This window comes from Sphingobacterium sp. UBA5670 (assembly GCF_002420705.1).
In the GTDB taxonomy this organism is placed as follows: domain Bacteria; phylum Bacteroidota; class Bacteroidia; order Sphingobacteriales; family Sphingobacteriaceae; genus Sphingobacterium.
In genome coordinates, this window is sequence record NZ_DIIM01000033.1 from 62,276 (window position 1) to 78,454 (window position 16,179).

General features: G+C 37.8%; 16 protein-coding genes. 1 reads left to right on the forward strand and 15 read right to left on the reverse strand.

Going from position 1 to position 16,179, the window contains the following annotated elements; genetic code table 11:
• Positions 1-430: 430 nt before the first annotated feature.
• From B3C94_RS23235 to mobC, 13 genes are all read right to left on the reverse strand, one after another.
• Complete coding sequence (locus B3C94_RS23235) at positions 431-784, reverse strand: DUF2147 domain-containing protein (RefSeq protein WP_293908289.1); 354 nt, start codon at positions 782-784, stop codon at positions 431-433.
• Between the two features lie 116 nt (positions 785-900).
• Positions 901-1,596, reverse strand: a complete 696-nt coding sequence (locus B3C94_RS23240) for a LytR/AlgR family response regulator transcription factor (protein WP_293908290.1) — start codon at positions 1,594-1,596, stop codon at positions 901-903.
• On the reverse strand, positions 1,593-2,729 hold the full coding sequence (locus B3C94_RS23245) for a sensor histidine kinase (RefSeq protein ID WP_293908291.1): 1,137 nt from the start codon (positions 2,727-2,729) through the stop codon (positions 1,593-1,595). Before B3C94_RS23245 ends, B3C94_RS23240 begins: the two co-directional genes overlap by 4 nt.
• Before the next feature lie 2 nt (positions 2,730-2,731).
• On the reverse strand, positions 2,732-3,457 hold the full coding sequence (locus tag B3C94_RS23250) for an SIP domain-containing protein (protein WP_293908293.1): 726 nt from the start codon (positions 3,455-3,457) through the stop codon (positions 2,732-2,734).
• A gap of 12 nt (positions 3,458-3,469) precedes the next feature.
• The gene (locus tag B3C94_RS23255) at positions 3,470-4,594 is read right to left on the reverse strand and encodes an ABC transporter permease (RefSeq protein WP_293908295.1); all 1,125 of its coding nucleotides are present in this window, start codon (positions 4,592-4,594) and stop codon (positions 3,470-3,472) included.
• Positions 4,591-5,697 (reverse strand): ABC transporter permease, encoded by a 1,107-nt coding sequence (locus B3C94_RS23260; RefSeq protein WP_293908296.1) that lies wholly within the window; start codon positions 5,695-5,697, stop codon positions 4,591-4,593. Before B3C94_RS23260 ends, B3C94_RS23255 begins: the two co-directional genes overlap by 4 nt.
• A gap of 59 nt (positions 5,698-5,756) precedes the next feature.
• A complete protein-coding gene (locus B3C94_RS23265; RefSeq protein WP_293908297.1) occupies positions 5,757-6,620 on the reverse strand; it encodes a phospholipase A in 864 nt (287 codons plus the stop codon).
• 19 nt (positions 6,621-6,639) lie between these two features.
• On the reverse strand, positions 6,640-7,383 hold the full coding sequence (locus B3C94_RS23270) for an ABC transporter ATP-binding protein (RefSeq protein ID WP_293908298.1): 744 nt from the start codon (positions 7,381-7,383) through the stop codon (positions 6,640-6,642).
• 4 nt (positions 7,384-7,387) lie between these two features.
• Positions 7,388-8,323, reverse strand: a complete 936-nt coding sequence (locus B3C94_RS23275) for an ABC transporter ATP-binding protein (protein WP_293908299.1) — start codon at positions 8,321-8,323, stop codon at positions 7,388-7,390.
• A 4-nt stretch (positions 8,324-8,327) separates the two neighbouring features.
• Positions 8,328-9,266 carry an HlyD family secretion protein gene (locus B3C94_RS23280; protein ID WP_293908302.1) on the reverse strand — a complete coding sequence of 313 codons (939 nt, stop codon included), beginning with the start codon at positions 9,264-9,266 and terminating at the stop codon, positions 8,328-8,330.
• Between the two features lie 18 nt (positions 9,267-9,284).
• Positions 9,285-10,556: a TolC family protein gene (locus B3C94_RS23285; RefSeq protein WP_293908303.1), complete on the reverse strand. Its 1,272-nt coding sequence runs from the start codon at positions 10,554-10,556 to the stop codon at positions 9,285-9,287.
• Positions 10,557-10,607: 51 nt separating this feature from the next.
• Positions 10,608-11,276, reverse strand: coding sequence for a TetR/AcrR family transcriptional regulator (locus tag B3C94_RS23290; RefSeq protein WP_293908305.1), 669 nt, complete (start codon positions 11,274-11,276; stop codon positions 10,608-10,610).
• 68 nt (positions 11,277-11,344) lie between these two features.
• Positions 11,345-13,345: a conjugal transfer protein MobC gene (gene mobC, locus B3C94_RS23295; protein WP_293908306.1), complete on the reverse strand. Its 2,001-nt coding sequence runs from the start codon at positions 13,343-13,345 to the stop codon at positions 11,345-11,347.
• 188 nt (positions 13,346-13,533) lie between these two features.
• On the opposite strand from mobC, the gene B3C94_RS23300 reads away from it, so the two are divergent.
• Positions 13,534-13,818: a hypothetical protein gene (locus tag B3C94_RS23300; RefSeq protein ID WP_293908308.1), complete on the forward strand. Its 285-nt coding sequence runs from the start codon at positions 13,534-13,536 to the stop codon at positions 13,816-13,818.
• A 61-nt stretch (positions 13,819-13,879) separates the two neighbouring features.
• Here the strand turns inward: B3C94_RS23300 and mobB are convergent, their stop codons facing one another.
• Together mobB and mobA are read right to left on the reverse strand one after the other, a co-directional pair.
• A complete protein-coding gene (gene mobB / locus B3C94_RS23305) occupies positions 13,880-15,163 on the reverse strand; it encodes a conjugal transfer protein MobB (protein WP_293908309.1) in 1,284 nt (427 codons plus the stop codon).
• Positions 15,160-15,603, reverse strand: a complete 444-nt coding sequence (mobA, locus tag B3C94_RS23310; protein WP_293908310.1) for a conjugal transfer protein MobA — start codon at positions 15,601-15,603, stop codon at positions 15,160-15,162. The genes mobB and mobA overlap by 4 nt, the downstream gene beginning before the upstream one ends.
• Positions 15,604-16,179: the final 576 nt, after the last annotated feature.

The window sequence follows — 16,179 nt, forward strand, 5'->3', positions numbered from 1 at the left end:
AATTACCCTGCTTTTCTATTTTAACCAGAGTGTTATCTTTATCTGTTTTCCAAATACCTAATACGTTATCTTGAGCAGATACATTTAGTGTAAATAGCACAAATATTATAATGATCAAATTTTTCATTCTAATAAAATTTTAATGTTATTGATATTTGAAAGGCTTGAATTTTATTTTTAATCCTTAAATATTGCACATTCAAATCCTTTCTCCTTTACTACTTTAATGATCTTGCGGGCATATATAACCTCGTTGTGGGATTCAATGCGAAGAATTCTATCACAATCTTCTATATCCACATTGACTATAAACTGCGGAAAAACTGTATTTAATGCATTTATAACAAACTCTACGTCCTTGACACATTCGATATTTGTTGCAAATATTCTTACCCTACGCATTTTGATTTTGGTTGATAATAGTACATGTTTATTTAGTTTTTGTCCACTCCACGGTTTTGCTTATAAATGCCAATGAAACAGCTATTTTCAGAGTCTTATCGGTAGCCTGAAAAGTACCGTTGAACCATTGATCCCTGCTGACTACATATATCTTGCCTTTCAATTTTCCCTTCTCTTCTTTTAGATCTTTTATGACCAATGTTCCTGGCTTCGATTCCTTGTCATCAGAGGAGATAACTTTACCGATGAATACATTCTGCTGTTTTTCGATTTTAACTAAGGTATTATCCTTGTCAGTCTTCCAGATGCCCGATAGATTGTCCTGAGCCGAAACACTTAGTGTTGTGATACTCAAGAATGCTATAAATAATATCTTTCTCATTATAAACTATTTAAAACTTATCTAATACAAATTTGGAGTTGATAAAACATATGAAAAAATTAAAGCGATGAACGTAAAGAAGTTTGCGATAAAGTAAGTTTCGGTGTTATACAAATCTATTTTAGTCCAAATCGTTTAATAATGTCATCCATGTATGTATTACCTATCGAAACCTCCCTGTCCGATAGGAATATGGTTTTATTGCGGATGTGTTCAATTCTATGTTGTGGGATAATGGCAGAACGGTTAACTCTTATAAAATCATTTTCAGGTAACTTCTCGGAAATCTCTTTCATCGTCATCCGTGCAACTACCGTTTTGCGACCTTTAATAAATATTTTTATATAATCAGCCATTCCCTCAATGAAAAGCACATCGGCTAATGGAATTTGTACCAGACTGAAATCGGCACGGATAAAAATATTTTTGTCTCCCTGTTCGTCGGTACGGTTTATGAAGTTTAAATATTCATTTGCTTTATTTACTGCCTGCTGAAAGCGTTTCAGGTTTATTGGCTTCAATAAATACTCTATGGCATTTAACTCGTAGCTTACTGCGGCATATTCGCTGAATGCCGTTGTAAAAATGACCATTGTATTTTGCTTCAGCGCTTTCACCAATGCTATTCCTGTCAGCCCGGGCATGTGGATATCGACAAACAGAAGGTCTGCTGGATATTTCCTAAGATGCTTTAATGCCTCATTGGGCTGAGTAAAGGTTTTTTGCAGGTCGATAAAATCAACCTTTTTGCAAAAGGATTCAATTACTGTCAAAGCAAGAGGCTCATCATCTATGGCAATGGCTTTTATCATAATAGATTCATATGTAATGAAACCAAAAAGTCCCTTTCAGTTTCGTTAATGGATAATAAGTGTCTCAACGGATATAGCAATTGTAATCGATGTTTTGTATTTTCGATGCCAAGACCACTATGCTCTGATGTTTCTTTTTGTAGTTCCACCTTGCGATTGCTTACAACAAGATGAAGTTCGCTTTCTTTCATTGACAGCTCAATGCGTATTTGGCTTCGCTGTTCTGCGTTTACACCATGTTTAAAAGCGTTTTCAATAAATGGTATTAACAGCATTGGTGCAATCTGGTATTCCGAAAAATCCCCTTTATATTCATATTCCAATTTCACCCTTTTATCAAGCCTCACTTTCTGCAATTCAATATAATTGTCTATGTAGTTAACTTCATCTTCCAACGAAACAAGGTCTTTTTGTGTATCTCTCATGGTGTAGCGCATCATTTCAGAAAGTTTGTCCACCATATCAGCAGTTTGGGGCGAAGTATTGATAGCGGTTGCATAGATATTGTTCAGCGTGTTAAACAAAAAATGTGGATTTATCTGTGATTTAAGTGAGGCTATTTGTGCCGAAAACTTTTCTTCTTCAGTTTCTTTCAAACGACTGTTGACTGCCAGTAATGTTGAAGTCACAATGGCTACTATAAGCATCAGCAAACCATTAACCTTTATGATGGGCTTAATTGATTCTATAATCGGATAGTCTTCAGCTATTTTATGTATGTTCAGATCGGTAACCTTAAATATCAGTCCGGACAAGAGAGAGTTACATCCTATCGCAACTGCCAAAAGAATAAAATAAAGCCCGTATTTTTTTGTAAACAGGTATTTGGGTATGAGAATAAAATAATTGATATAGAAAATGGAAATCAATATTGTACTTAGCACAAAAATAGGTACTAACGATATTATACTACTGGACGGAAGAACCGTCTGGTAAACCTGCTGAGTTGATAGGAACGGCGCAAGCATGAGTAAGCACCAACCTATAACGTGAATTGATATGGTAAAAAATCTGTTCTTCACTTTTTTAAAATTTACTTTACAAAACAAAGCAGACTTACAGGCATATTCAAATAATTGCGATGTAATCGCTGAATATGTCGAAATAATATCAGATCGTACTAATCTTCCCATTGCTATTCCAGTCCTTTTTTATCAGGGTTCCAAAACGGTTTTGTCTTTATCTGCTTTGAGTTCCAATTCAATTCATTTTTGAAATAACGGTTAAGTGTCACACAAACTCTACTATCCCCGCCAATATAAACCATCTTTTTCCCAGTCATTTTAGGCACTATCTTTTCAATAATCCCAATAATTTCATCGACAGGATTTTCGGGTAATTCGTAAAAATTTAAAGGCATCGATTCATTTATGTCTGCATACAGCTCATCTTTATGTGAACTGTAAACAATGCTTTCAATCTGCTTACTTTGGGGCAAGTTTCTTTGAATGATATACAGGTGTGAAAGTGCCGATAAATCTCCTACGAAAAGATAACTGTCCGCTGTATCATCTAATATAAAAGTGCCCTTTTTCCAGTTATATCGTACAATATCTCCCTCTTTGCATTCTGCTATCCATTTCGCACCCACGCCTTTACTATGAGTAGCAACGGCTAAATCCATTGTGCCGTCGATTTTATCAATATTCCATACCGAATAACTACGCACTGAGTTATGCAACGAAAGTTTGTCATCTTCAAAGCCCACACCAACACGCAAAAAATAACCTGGAATAAAATCCGTAGTCTTAATATTTTCTCCTTTAATTTTTATCCTGTATGCATTCTCTGAAATGCGTTGTTTAAGGATGATCGTATTTTCCTTAAAAAGATTTTTCAAAACATTTTTAATAAATCCCATTGTTTCTGATTTTTAGTTAGTTTTTCTATAATTCCAAATGGCAAGACCATTTAATACCACTGCAAACAGTGCGAGATATCCCAATTCATCCGCGACCTCTGATAATCCGCTTCCTTTTAAAACGATTAGCCTTACTACCTTAACAAAATGCGTAACTGGTGTAAAATTTGAAACTGCTTTTGCCCAATCAGCCATACTATCTACACTCGTAAACATACCACTCATCATCATGAAGATCATCATGAAGAAAAAGGTGATAAACATCGCTTGCACCTGTGTATCTGCAAACGTGGATATGAGCAGTCCCAAGCCCAGAACTGCGACTAAATACACCGCAGCGAATAAATAAAGAAGCAGAAAGCTACCTTGCGGGACTATGCCGTAAACAACAAACATCACTATTAGCCCTATAGTAAATACGGTAATTCCCAAAACCCAAAATGGTATGAGCTTACCAAGAATAAACTGCCATTTTTGAATAGGTGTAACATTTATCTGTTCGATAGTACCGATTTCTTTCTCCTTTACGATGTTCAATGCTGTCATATTACCGCCGATCATGGTGAGCAAAAGCACCAAAATACCCGGAACGATATAATATTTGTATTCTGCCCTCGGATTATACCAATTGGTACTCGCGACCGTAATTTTTGCTGCGGGTTCTAACGTCGTTCCATTGGGTAGTTTTATATTGACATCGAGATTATTATTGAAGTCGGTTAATACAGATTGTAGATAAGCGCCTCCTATGGAGGCTTTTGTACCGTTTATGGCATCGACAGAAAGGTTTATTTTCTGGCTGCCTTCACGTACAAGGTTCTTCTCAAATCCCGATGGTATTTCAAGTACCAGATCTGCCTTACCGTATTCTATCATTTTCAAGCCATCTTTATATGATTTGGGACTACCCACCATTTGAAAATAGCCAGAGGATAAAATCTTATGCTCTAATTGCTGTGAATATTGGCTATGGTCGTGGTCTATATAAGCGATATTGACGTTCTTTACCTCAAAGTTCGCTGCAAATGGCATAATGATAAGTTGCAGGGTCGGCATCATGAATATCATTCTGATGATAGTAGGGTCCCTGAATATTTGCCGAAACTCTTTTTGAAGTAAGAAGATTAATTTTTTCATTGTAACCTGATTTTAAAGTTTCTTAAAGCGAGGATTAGTAACCCTGATGTCATACCTAAAAGCACAAGGGTTTCTTTCCATACATAGCTAAAGCCAAGCCCTTTCAGCATAACCGCTTTAATAATGTCGTAGTAATACTTTGAGGGTACTATATTGGAAACCCATTGAAATATTTTTGGCATATTTTCCAATGGAAACATAAATCCTGTAAGTAGCATGGTTGGCAACATCATACTTATCATAGACAACAACATTGCCGATTGCTGTGTATTGGTAACATTAGAGATCAGCAGACCCAACGATAGGCAGGTGATGATAAACAAGATACTTTCTGCAAAAATCAGAAGCAGGCTTCCTCGTATTTCCACATCAAGTACAAATACTGCCAGTAACAGGATAATAATGAAATCAATAAGTGATAAAACGAGATAAGGAACCGCTTTTGCTATCAAAACCAAAATAGGTTTAAATGGAGATACCAATAGAATCTCCATTGTTCCTAATTCTTTTTCCTTAACAACTGCAACAGATGTAAGTGTGGTACTGACAATCATAAATACCAGTGCAATCACACCGGGAATAAAATTCAATGAACCATTTTGTTCTTCGTTATACAACTGTCTTACTTCAGGTATTATCTGATAGCGGAGGCTGGTCGTTGGATTAAGCTGCTTCTGATAATCGCCGATGATGGAATTGACATAATTGACTACAGTAGTAGCGGTATTCGGGTCTGCGGCATCGGCTATAACCTGTACTTTAGCTCCCTCATGCTTAAAGATATCGGAACCAAAACCTGCTGGAAATAAGATTGCGCATTTTATTTCCCCTGTTTTAAAACGTTTTTCTATCTCATTATAATTAAGTGCCGGATCTTTCACCATAAAGTAGGAACTGGAATTTATCTTTGCGATAATCTGCTCGGATTGTATATCATGTGCATTGTCCAATACAGCGACACTGATGTTTTTTACTTCACTATTCAGAGCAAAACCAAATAGGAGTACCTGCGTAATAGGCATCCCAAAAAGTATGAGTAGTGTACGCCTATCACGGAATACGTGGTAAAATTCTTTTCGTATGAAAGCTATTAACTGTTTCATTTCTTTATTTTTTGCGGTTTGCTAATTCATTTATTTTTTGTCTTTAATGGGCTTTTTATTTAATAAAACCGGAAGAAACTTGGTTTGAACATGAGACCAACCCTTAACATATTTGTACTCTCTCTGTAATCAATCAAACTCTCGGAATAGCCCTGATACCATTGGAGCGTCCAATATAAATTCCTTCTTGGGGATGGTCTGAAACTGATAGTTGTCATCAAGCTTCCTTTGGTGTTCCATTCAGCCGATTTTCTTCCTATAATATCTAAAACCAGTTTTTCTTTTTTGATATCCCATGTAAATTGCCATTCTGCAAGTCCATTATATTTTAAAAGGTCTGGATTATCTTTAAGCCCGAAAGGTATTACCAGTTTTAAAGACGCCCTGATACGTGAAGAAAAGTGGTGTGAGTAATTGATCCCGATGTAGTTCCAGCTTCTCGAATAGATACTGTCCCTGCCGTTAGATTCGTGTTCTATGCTCAACATCAGCATTGACCTAACTTTATCATCTTTATAAATTGGCTTCGCCAGCATAAGCCCAGGGTTGTAGTTTGTTTCTGTAAACGGGCTTGATGCCTGATAAACATCCCAAAATGATTTTTGGGTGTAAGTCAGATAGAGGTATGATCCTGCAAACACAGGTTTGTTTTGTAACCGCTGTTTGAAACTAAACTGGAATTTTATATCTGAATTATATTTTGATGGCTCTTCACCCAATGCCGTTCCGGTAATAAAATAATTGTCTTTATAAATCGAAAATGCAGGCGAGTTAGCTAAAATATATTCCGTACTGTCTCTGCTCATGCCAGATTGTGCATATAAGGAAGCAGGAAATAGTAAAATGCAGGAAATAACCAAGAAACACCATTTCAATTTTGATTGAATGGTAAAGTTTAAATGATTTTGCTTTATCTTATCCATGCTTTCCAAAGGTTCTGTTCTAATCAGATGTACGTTTTGCTCCTCTTGCCAACTGGTAAAAGACTTCATCCATTGTATCGGTATTGTATTGAGTTTTAAGATTGGTAGGTGTGTCCAATGCTTCAACACGACCATCTACCATTACGCTGATACGGTTACAGTATTCCGCTTCGTCCATATAGTGTGTGGTTACAAATACCGTAATACCATTTGCCGCAGCGGCGTAGATCATGTCCCAAAATTGTCTTCTGGTTAATGGATCAACTCCACCTGTCGGCTCATCCAAAAAGACGATTTGTGGACGGTGGAAAATTGCAACTGAAAATGCCAATTTTTGTTTCCAGCCCAAGGGCAGTTCGCCGACCAGTTTTTTTGCTTCTTTTTCCAGACCCAATGTGGTCACCAACTCATTGCTTCGTGTTTTTATTTCTGGTCTTGAAACGCCATAAATACCACCATAGAACTCAATATTTTCCAAAATGGTCAAATTATCGTACAGGGAGAATTTCTGGCTCATGTAGCCGATATTTTTTTTTATATTTTCCTGTTGCTTATATACATCAAAGCCTGCTACGGTAGCTTCTCCCGACGTTGGATAGGATAATCCGCACAGAATACGCATTGCTGTTGTTTTTCCTGCTCCGTTAGCTCCCAAAAAGCCAAAGATTTCCCCTCTTTCAACATCGAACGAAATACTGTCAACAGCCTTGAAATCACCAAATTGTTTGGTCAAGTCTTTACAAATAATTGCTTTATCTTCCATTGGTTTAATTTTTTACAGCTTCACTATCATTATGCTCATTCATCAACCTGATAAAGCTGTCTTCGATAGTGGGGGTAGTTAATTTTATTTCCAGTCCGCTCGGATTATATTTATCTGCAATATCCGCCACACTCCCAGTCTCTTTGTCATCCGATTTTAAGGTCAGGTGCAAGTATTCGCCAAAGGCATAACAGCTTTCAATTTCCCCGTCAGTACGCAGGTTTTCCAAGAGTTTATAAATATTTTTCGCTTTGGCAGCAAACAACGGTTTGGGAAACCTCTGTACTATATTGTCAGGTGTATCAATGGACATAATACTGCCGTTCTGTATCAATGCTATTCGGTCGCAAAGCGTCGCCTCATCCATATAGGGTGTGGATACGACAATGGTAATACCTTGCTGTTTCAGCTTGTTGAGCATTTCCCAAAATTCTTTCCGTGAAACTACATCGACACCTGTTGTTGGCTCGTCCAGAAACAAAACTTCCGGTTTGTGTATCAGTGCACAGCATAAAGCCAGCTTTTGTTTCATTCCACCAGACAGTTTTCCAGCCCTACGATTACTAAAAGGCTTGATCTGCTCGTAAATATCTTTAATCAGTTCATAATTCTTCTCGATGGTGGTATTGAATACCGTTGCGAAAAAAGACAGATTTTCGTGTACTGTCAAATCCTGATACAGGGAAAATCGACCAGGCATATAGCCTACTATGTCACGTATCTTTACATAATCTTTCACTACGTCAAAACCCTCAACGGTGGCTGATCCGCTATCAGCAAGCAGAAGTGTGGTAAGAATGCGGAACAAGGATGTTTTGCCTGCGCCATCAGGACCGATCAAACCAAACAGCTCACCCTTTTTAACATCAAAAGAAACATCGTTGACTGCCTTTATCTCTGAATAGGTTTTGACAATATTCTTAACGCTAACTGAACTCATAGTTTTAGTGTTTAGTCCAAAGAACTTCTCCGTACATACCTATTTTTATGTACCCATCATTTTTTACACGAACTTTCATTGCGTAAACGAGGTTAGCTCTTTCGTCTTTGGTTTGAATGGTTTTAGGTGAAAACTCGGATTTGTCAGAAATCCAGAATATTGTTCCGGCATATTCCTTATATCCCTCTTTGCCGTCGTCAATCCTGACCGTTACTTGCTGCCCAACCTTTATTTGTGGAAGCTGTGTGCCAGTTATGTAAGCTCTTAAGTCGAGGATGTCGGTATTGGCTATTTTATATAATGGTTTGCCTACTACCTGCATTTCTCCCTGCAAAGCATAGTTTGTAAGTACTGTACCCGAAATAGGGTTGATGATCTGACCTTTATTTATTTGCTCCTGAAGCTGTGCGGCCGCTTTCTCCATCGGAGCTTTTTCACTAAGAATACTGCGGTTTTGAGTATTGGTATTATAGGTGTTTAGCTTTATCTGCTGCTCTGTTACTGCAATTTGTTTTCTCAACTGGTCTATTGAAGAGTTGATGTCATCCAATTGTTTGCGTGTAGCAGCATCAGCTTTTACAAGATTTTCAGTACGGTTTCTTTCTCTTATCTGTTGTTCCAGTTGTGATTTTTGCACATCGAGTTGACGGCGCACCAATTCCGCCTGATCATTGGGTGCAACCGTTTTTTCGCTCAAAGCGGCTATACTGGCTTCCGTCTGCTGTTTTTGTAGTTCTGTTATCTTTACATCAATCTGTCCAACATTATCTCCGCTTTCTAATTTGTTGCCCTCTTTTACGCTGTAAGAGAGCAATACACCATTTTGCTGTGCTGATACGATTACTTCATCCGCTTCAAAGTTTCCAGAAGCATCGAAATCATTTTTTTGTGTACAAGCATTCAGAAGTAGTGCGCTCGAAAGAATTACGATAAATTTTTTCATTGTTTTTGTTTATTAAGATTAATTGCCTGTTATAAATTTTTGATTGTATTTAGCCTGTAAAAGCTGTACTTCGTGTAATATCTTGTTCTGTCGAGTAAGATGTTCGGCATTTAGCTTTTGAATATATTCGTGTGTGGTGATTACCCCGTTGTTCAACTGTGCTTCGGCAGATTTTGTAACAGACGTTCTTAGTACAATAGCTTCTTCGTCCTTACGGATTAGTTCGATATATTTTTTTACATTTTCGTCCTGCTGTGCTAAATCAAGCCTTGTATTAAACAGAAAGGTTTCCTTGTCTGCATCTACAGATTGTTGATTGAGTGCCAAAGTATTTTTTCTATTTGAAAGTGTATAAAGACTGCCCAATGACCAGTTTAATCTTATTCCGGTCATATACCAACCGCCAAATTCGTTTTCAATGATATTCAGTGTAGGTCTTCCATATCCTCCCTGGAAAAAGGCGCTTAACTGCGGAAGATAGCTTGACCTTAAATCTTTTTTCTGTACTTCAAAAACAGACTTTTGTAGTTCAAATGCTTTTAGCTCCGGTCTATTTATAGAAGTGTTCAGGAACTCCGTCCGCGGAATTTCCAACTGTGTCGCGTTTCCTATTTCCCTGCCGATAAACATAGACAGCATTTTCAAAAATGCGGTGCGGTTGGATTGATATTCTGTTCCAGCCATTTCTATATTTACTATCTCTGCTTTTAGTTCATCAACATTGCTTTTGAAAGCAACTCCGTTTTCAAATGCGGCTTCGGTTTTCTGTATTTGTGTTTGTAGGTTAGCTTTATTTATTTCATTCTGTTTTAGCTGTGCATCCATTAATAATACAGAGAAGAAAATGTTATTGATACGACTGTTGATAGCGTACAGGTTCGCTTCAAGATTTTGTTCCTGTAATTCTTTATTGGCTTTAATGAGTTCCTTTTGGCTGGCATTGCTGCCCCCATCGTATAGGAGCTGGTTAATTTCTCCCTGTATTTTGTACTGGTCTTTACTAAGTGAGGGAAGTTCAATACCGCCAGGCAAAGCACCTATTGCATCCCCAAAGCCGACTGTTTCGGATTGGTAAGTAGCCTGACCGGAAATATTTAATTGTGGCAGGAACTTTTTGTTTACGTTCTTTAAGTCGTAATCACTTGTTTCGGCAATAAGATCCATCTTTTTTATAGCTGGATAGTTAGCCTTCGCCATTTGATAGCATTCCTCTATTGTGAGTGACTGTGCATTTACCGAGCCTATGGCAAAAATCAAAAAAACGGTAATCAGAAATGTTTTATTAATCATCTTTTTTATTTTTATATTTTAATCATTTGATTAATTTATGGACAAAAAAAATTACTTCGCCTCCATCATAACTTTTAGCCAGATAGGTATAAGTTTTTTTCTTTCTTCCATTGCTTTATTAAATTCCGATGTGGGAACACCGCTCACTTCCAATAACATGGGTTTTGCAATGAACGGGAAAACGATTAATCCTATCAGGTTCATCATGAAATGAATTGGATGTCTCTCTACAATCTTTCCTTGTTTGTGAGCTTCCTGATATTGCTTAAAAAAAACGGAATTGATTATTGTTTGTCCCATAGGGAATTTTGCTTTCAATCCTGCGGGATTACTACGGATTTCAGTAACCAGAAAGGTAGGTATCTCTGACTCTTCAAGTAAAAGGTCTATATATCTGCTGGCAATTTTAACTAATTTTTCTTCTAATGTAGTATTCTCCTCATTAACCACTGTTTGGATACTATTCACGAATCTAGTGAGAGTTTCAATCATAATGATCTCAAACAATTTGGCTTTACTCCGAAAATAGTAATTAAGCAACGCTAAATTAATACCTGCCTCCTCCGCAATATCTCGGGTACGGGTAGCAGCAAAGCCCTTTTTGAAAAACACGACACGGGCAGCTTCCTTAATTTTTTCCTCGGTGGAGATATCCGTTCTCTTGGGTTCTTTACTTACAGTCATTTTATTTCTAAATATTTCTAATGCAAATATAGACACTATTCTGTGATTTAACCAAACAATTTAATCTTTTGATTAAATTGTTTGGTTAAAATAGCCTTTACAAGTTATGTTTGTTGAACCAAATGCTGCAAATTTGGGTCGTTCTTGATACGCTCCATTTCTTTTTCAACAATGTGAACGATGTCCGATTTTATCTGACGGTAATTGCCTTCAATTTCCTGCTTCATATTATCCACTCCGTTTTCATCTACAAAAGATAAGATTTGAGGGATTTTCTGGTAAACTTTGGTTTCGGCAGCGACCTTTTCATTATCTACTACGATTTCAGCGTGAAAGATTTTCTTTTCGATACGTTCATCAAAATTATCTGAAACAGATCCGACAAACATACCCTGCGTAAGTGTTGAAATTTTGGAAGCCGGAATTAGGCTATCTAACTGGGTAGAGATAGAAGTTGATTTATCATTACGGTTGATAGTCATACTTTGGCGTTTCTGCAACACTTTTCCGAAGCGTTCAGAAAGGGTTTTTGCCGTATCGCCAACTACCTGACCACTGAAAATATTACCAACGGTATTTTGGATAACCTTGCTTTCTTTATCGCCATAGTCACGGATTAACTGCGAAAAGTCCTGAAAGCCCAAGCAAACCGCCACCTTGTTACTTCTCGCAGTAGCAATAAGATTGTCTAATCCTCTGAAATATATCGTCGGCAGCTCATCTATGATAACCGAGCTTTTAAGCTGTCCTTTTTTATTTATTAATTTGACAATTCGAGAATTGTATAAACCCAATGCTGCCGAATAAATATTTTGTCTGTCAGGGTTATTACCAACACAAAGGATTTTAGGTTCTTTGGGGTTGTTGATGTCTAATGAAAAATCATCGCCCGTCATTACCCAATACAACTGTGGACTAATCATTCTTGACAATGGGATTTTAGCTGATGCAATCTGCCCTTGTAATTGGTCTTGTGCTCCGCCGAGCCAAGCATCCATAAACGGAGATAAATAGTTTTCCAAATCGGGATACGAAGTTAAAACAGTGAATACGTCTGCGTATTTCTTATTCAGTAATTCGATAGCGTGAGGAAAGGTACAGTACTTGCCATTGTCGTATATTTTCAGGTACCAGATTATGGCTGCCAATAATATAATTGGACTTTCCACAAAAAAATCCCCTTGCTTCTGTATCCAACTTCTATTAAGGTTTAGCATAATGGTATAGGCGGCTTCGTAAGCATCTGAAATATCCGTCATAAAGTCGGGATTGAGCGGATTGCAACGATGGCTCTTGCGTGGGTCATCAAAATTTATCACATAAAATTTTGGCTGTACTTTATATTTATCTCCGTTCTTCAGTAAATGGTTATAGGCAATTGTAGAAAGGTCATCAAACTTAAAATCGTAGATATACATTGAGAAACCTTTCTCAATCTGTTGTTTGATGTAATTGTTTACAATAGCATAGGATTTTCCCGAACCGGGAGTTCCCAATACAATCGTTGCCCGAAAAGGATTGACAATATTTATCCAGCCGTTATTCCATTTGTTCTTATAATAAAATTTGGTAGGCAGGTTAACAGAGTATTCATTCTCCATCAGCTTAGTTTCCTGCTGAAAGCTCTCGTTTTCGTTGTTGAAAACGTCATCCATTAGATTGTTGCGTAGCAAACGGCTCATCCAAACCCCTGCAACCATTAAAGCAATATAACCTAAACTTGTGGTAAGGATATAAAGAAATGTAGCTGTGTTCAGTGGTAGCTTTAATAGTGGAAAATTCAGAAAGAAAAGGACAAAGCCGATAGTTAAAGCTGCGTATATTTTACCCCAAGTAATCTTTTCATCCTTAACGCCTTTTGTTCCTAAACAGCTTAAAGCAAGTAAAACCAAAGCAAAAACCTTGGTATAAAGCGTATGTTCAAACAAGCCAGCCGTTCTGTTGAAATTCCCTAAAATTTTGTTGATGATTTCCAATGTCCAGCCACGATGTATAAAGAACCCGTAACAAAACCAATAGAGGTGCATCAATACTATAATGATGCTTACTGCCCGCATAAAAGCCATTATCTTGGCTAAACCTCTTAAATCGTCTTCTCCCTGCATTTTTATAAATTTTAAATGTTCGGGCGTTAATTTATGAGCTATATAGTATGACTATGAGATTGTGGCAGTCAAAGGCAGTGTTTGACAGTGTTTGGCTTAGCTTGATAAAAAATATTAGCTAATTACGGAAACCCGTAGAATGCGATTTAAAAAAAATGTAATTTTATATGAATTAAAATTATATAGCTATGCCTGAATTTGACGAGAATGATTTAGTTAATACAGACTACGAAAACACCACCACTTCTGGGGATGATCCAAAATACACAGCATCTAGGGACCGCATTCGCGTGAACAAAAGAGAGCGTTATGAAGTGATACACTTTTGTAATGAATTTATGAAAGAGCACAATTTAAAAAACAAATCAAGTTTTCAAAAAATCGAAAAAATTATTAGGTTACCAGAAGCAAGTGGCATTGTAATGCGTAATGAACTCAACAAGTTTGTTGTCGATAATTGGAAGAAAAACTAATGATTATTACCTTATAACTGGAGCTGTTCTTTAACAGTTACGAACAGCTCTGGATATAATTTTATTTTCTAATTTTTCTTTTCTTCTTCATTTTGTTGGCAAAATCCTGTTCCTCGTAATCCTCGCCTTGTGCTTCAGGAATAAGCAAACCTCCAAAGGCTTCAATCAAGCCGTCGTCTTTTTTATCGGTATTGCCAATGTCAAACATAGGGTGCGGCTTCTCGGCTGGTAAATCCTCCGCGTCCTTTGAACGGGAGATTTTCTCCTTTGCTTCATCAGGGATTTTGATGTCAGGCTTAATGTTGTTATTCCAGTAATCATTAAAGGTATTTGCAGAAAGTTCCTTTGCTAATCGAGAACCGTTCCAAACCGATTTGGAATTGTGGTCGATAAAGGTCATACCATAAATACGCCCTGCATCATTTCTCCGTACAACCACATTTATACCCTGTGCGGATAGCTGTTTTTTAAAACTCAATTCGTCTGCCGTAGTTTGCAGGGCGATGGTAACTGCTGCCTTCAAAGTCTGTTTGGTCGGATGGTCTTTTAAAACCTCTTTGCATTTCGCAAAATGCAATTCCAAAGCTGGTAGTCCCGCATTTTTTCCAAACAGAGAAGCCTTAAACGGATGCCCGGTTCTTTCGTCTTTCTCATTTAATGGAATGTACAGTAAACCCTGCCGCATTTTTCCCTGCAATTCGCCTTCTACTTTCTCGGTAGTGATATTGAAAAGAGAAAGCAAGGCATTATATTCTCCCAAAGACTGGTATTTATAGTAGCTGGGTAAGTGCCGAACTACGGAAGCAATCTGACTTTTTACGTCGCCTGCCCTATAATCCACAGGTTTAAAAACCTTATCGTTCTGTTGACGTTCTTTCTTCGTAGCTGGTATAAGATTGTACCGCTTTTCGAGTTCACGGCAAATATTCATCGACTGTATTTTCTCGAATTTATCCGAAATCTTTTTGCCGTTTTCATCCACACAAACCGATACAATATGAATATGAGAACGGTCGATGTCCGTATGTTTGAATACGACAAAAGGCTGTTCTCCGTAACCCATTTCACGCATATACTGCTGTACCATTTCCCTATATTTATCATCACTCACATTGTCCTTTGGGTCGGGATTGAGCGAAATATGCAACGTATGTTTCTCTGTATTGAGGTTCGCCAACAGGTATGGAGCAAAAGATTGTGTCAATTGTGCAACAGAATATTGCCCGCTTGCTGTTTCAATAATCTTATTGGTAAACAGGATTTGTCCGTTTTCTTTCTCCATCTTCAGGTTATTGTACGCCAATGCACCATATAGATTTGCACTTCTTCCAATTTTAGCTATCATTTTTCGCCCTGTTTTTTCAGATAGTTTTCTTCAAATTCTGCTGTTAGCTCAATGACTTTTTGGAACAATTGCACCATTTCCAATGTCTGTTTTTCCAATTTGAAAAGGAAAGCAGCAGCTTTTTTCTCCGAAAAATTCCTGTATAGCATCTTTACAATTTGGTTGTAATTCACACCTACGGAACGGAATTGGGTATGAAAAGAAGTCAGCCGCATATAATAATCAACCGTTCCTTTGTCAATCTGAACCGATTTCATTTCATTTCCGAATAGCTGTGAAATGATAAATTTTGCTTTATTGGGCATTCCTGATGCTTCAAAAAGCGATAATATTTTTGCATTTTCCTTGTCTGTAAGACGGAAAACGTGGCGGTGGGTGCTGGGATTAAGCTTTGGCTTGCGACCGCCCTTGTTTCGTTTGCTGTTACTGTTATCATTCATCACTGATCCATTTTTAATCCATACGAAAAGCCGACTTCGGAGGTCTTTTTCAGCCCCTGCAAGGGCAAGTTGTTTTGAGGCACTAAACTCGGTTTCGAGTGCCCCAAAACACAACTTGCCGTGTTCCGGTGAACACAAAAATCCGCCCTGCGGGACGGATTGAATGTAACAGGGAAAAACGGCTTGTTGCCGTTCCCGTTACCCCTTGATATGTCAAAAGTCTTTTGCATAAATCCGTTAATAAAAATCACAATACAAAGTAAGCCCTTCTTTCCGAAAGCATTGTGCAGTACCACAGTGCCAAATGCTGCCTCTGAACGCCAAACACTGCCATAGCTGTATAATCGAATGAAATTGATTGGTTCTTTGCCTTTGAATGATGGCAGGAAGACAGGCTGCCCGTACTTCAGGAAGAGCAGACAGCACGCATTCAAGATGGCAGGCTTGCCTGATTGCAAGAAAGCAAGACGGCAGGAATGCAAGAAAGCGTGACGCCTGCTATCCAACTATCCGGCTCGCCTGATGGATGGACTGATAAACGGAATGAAAGAATGACGGCAAGCTTGCTTGACAAGA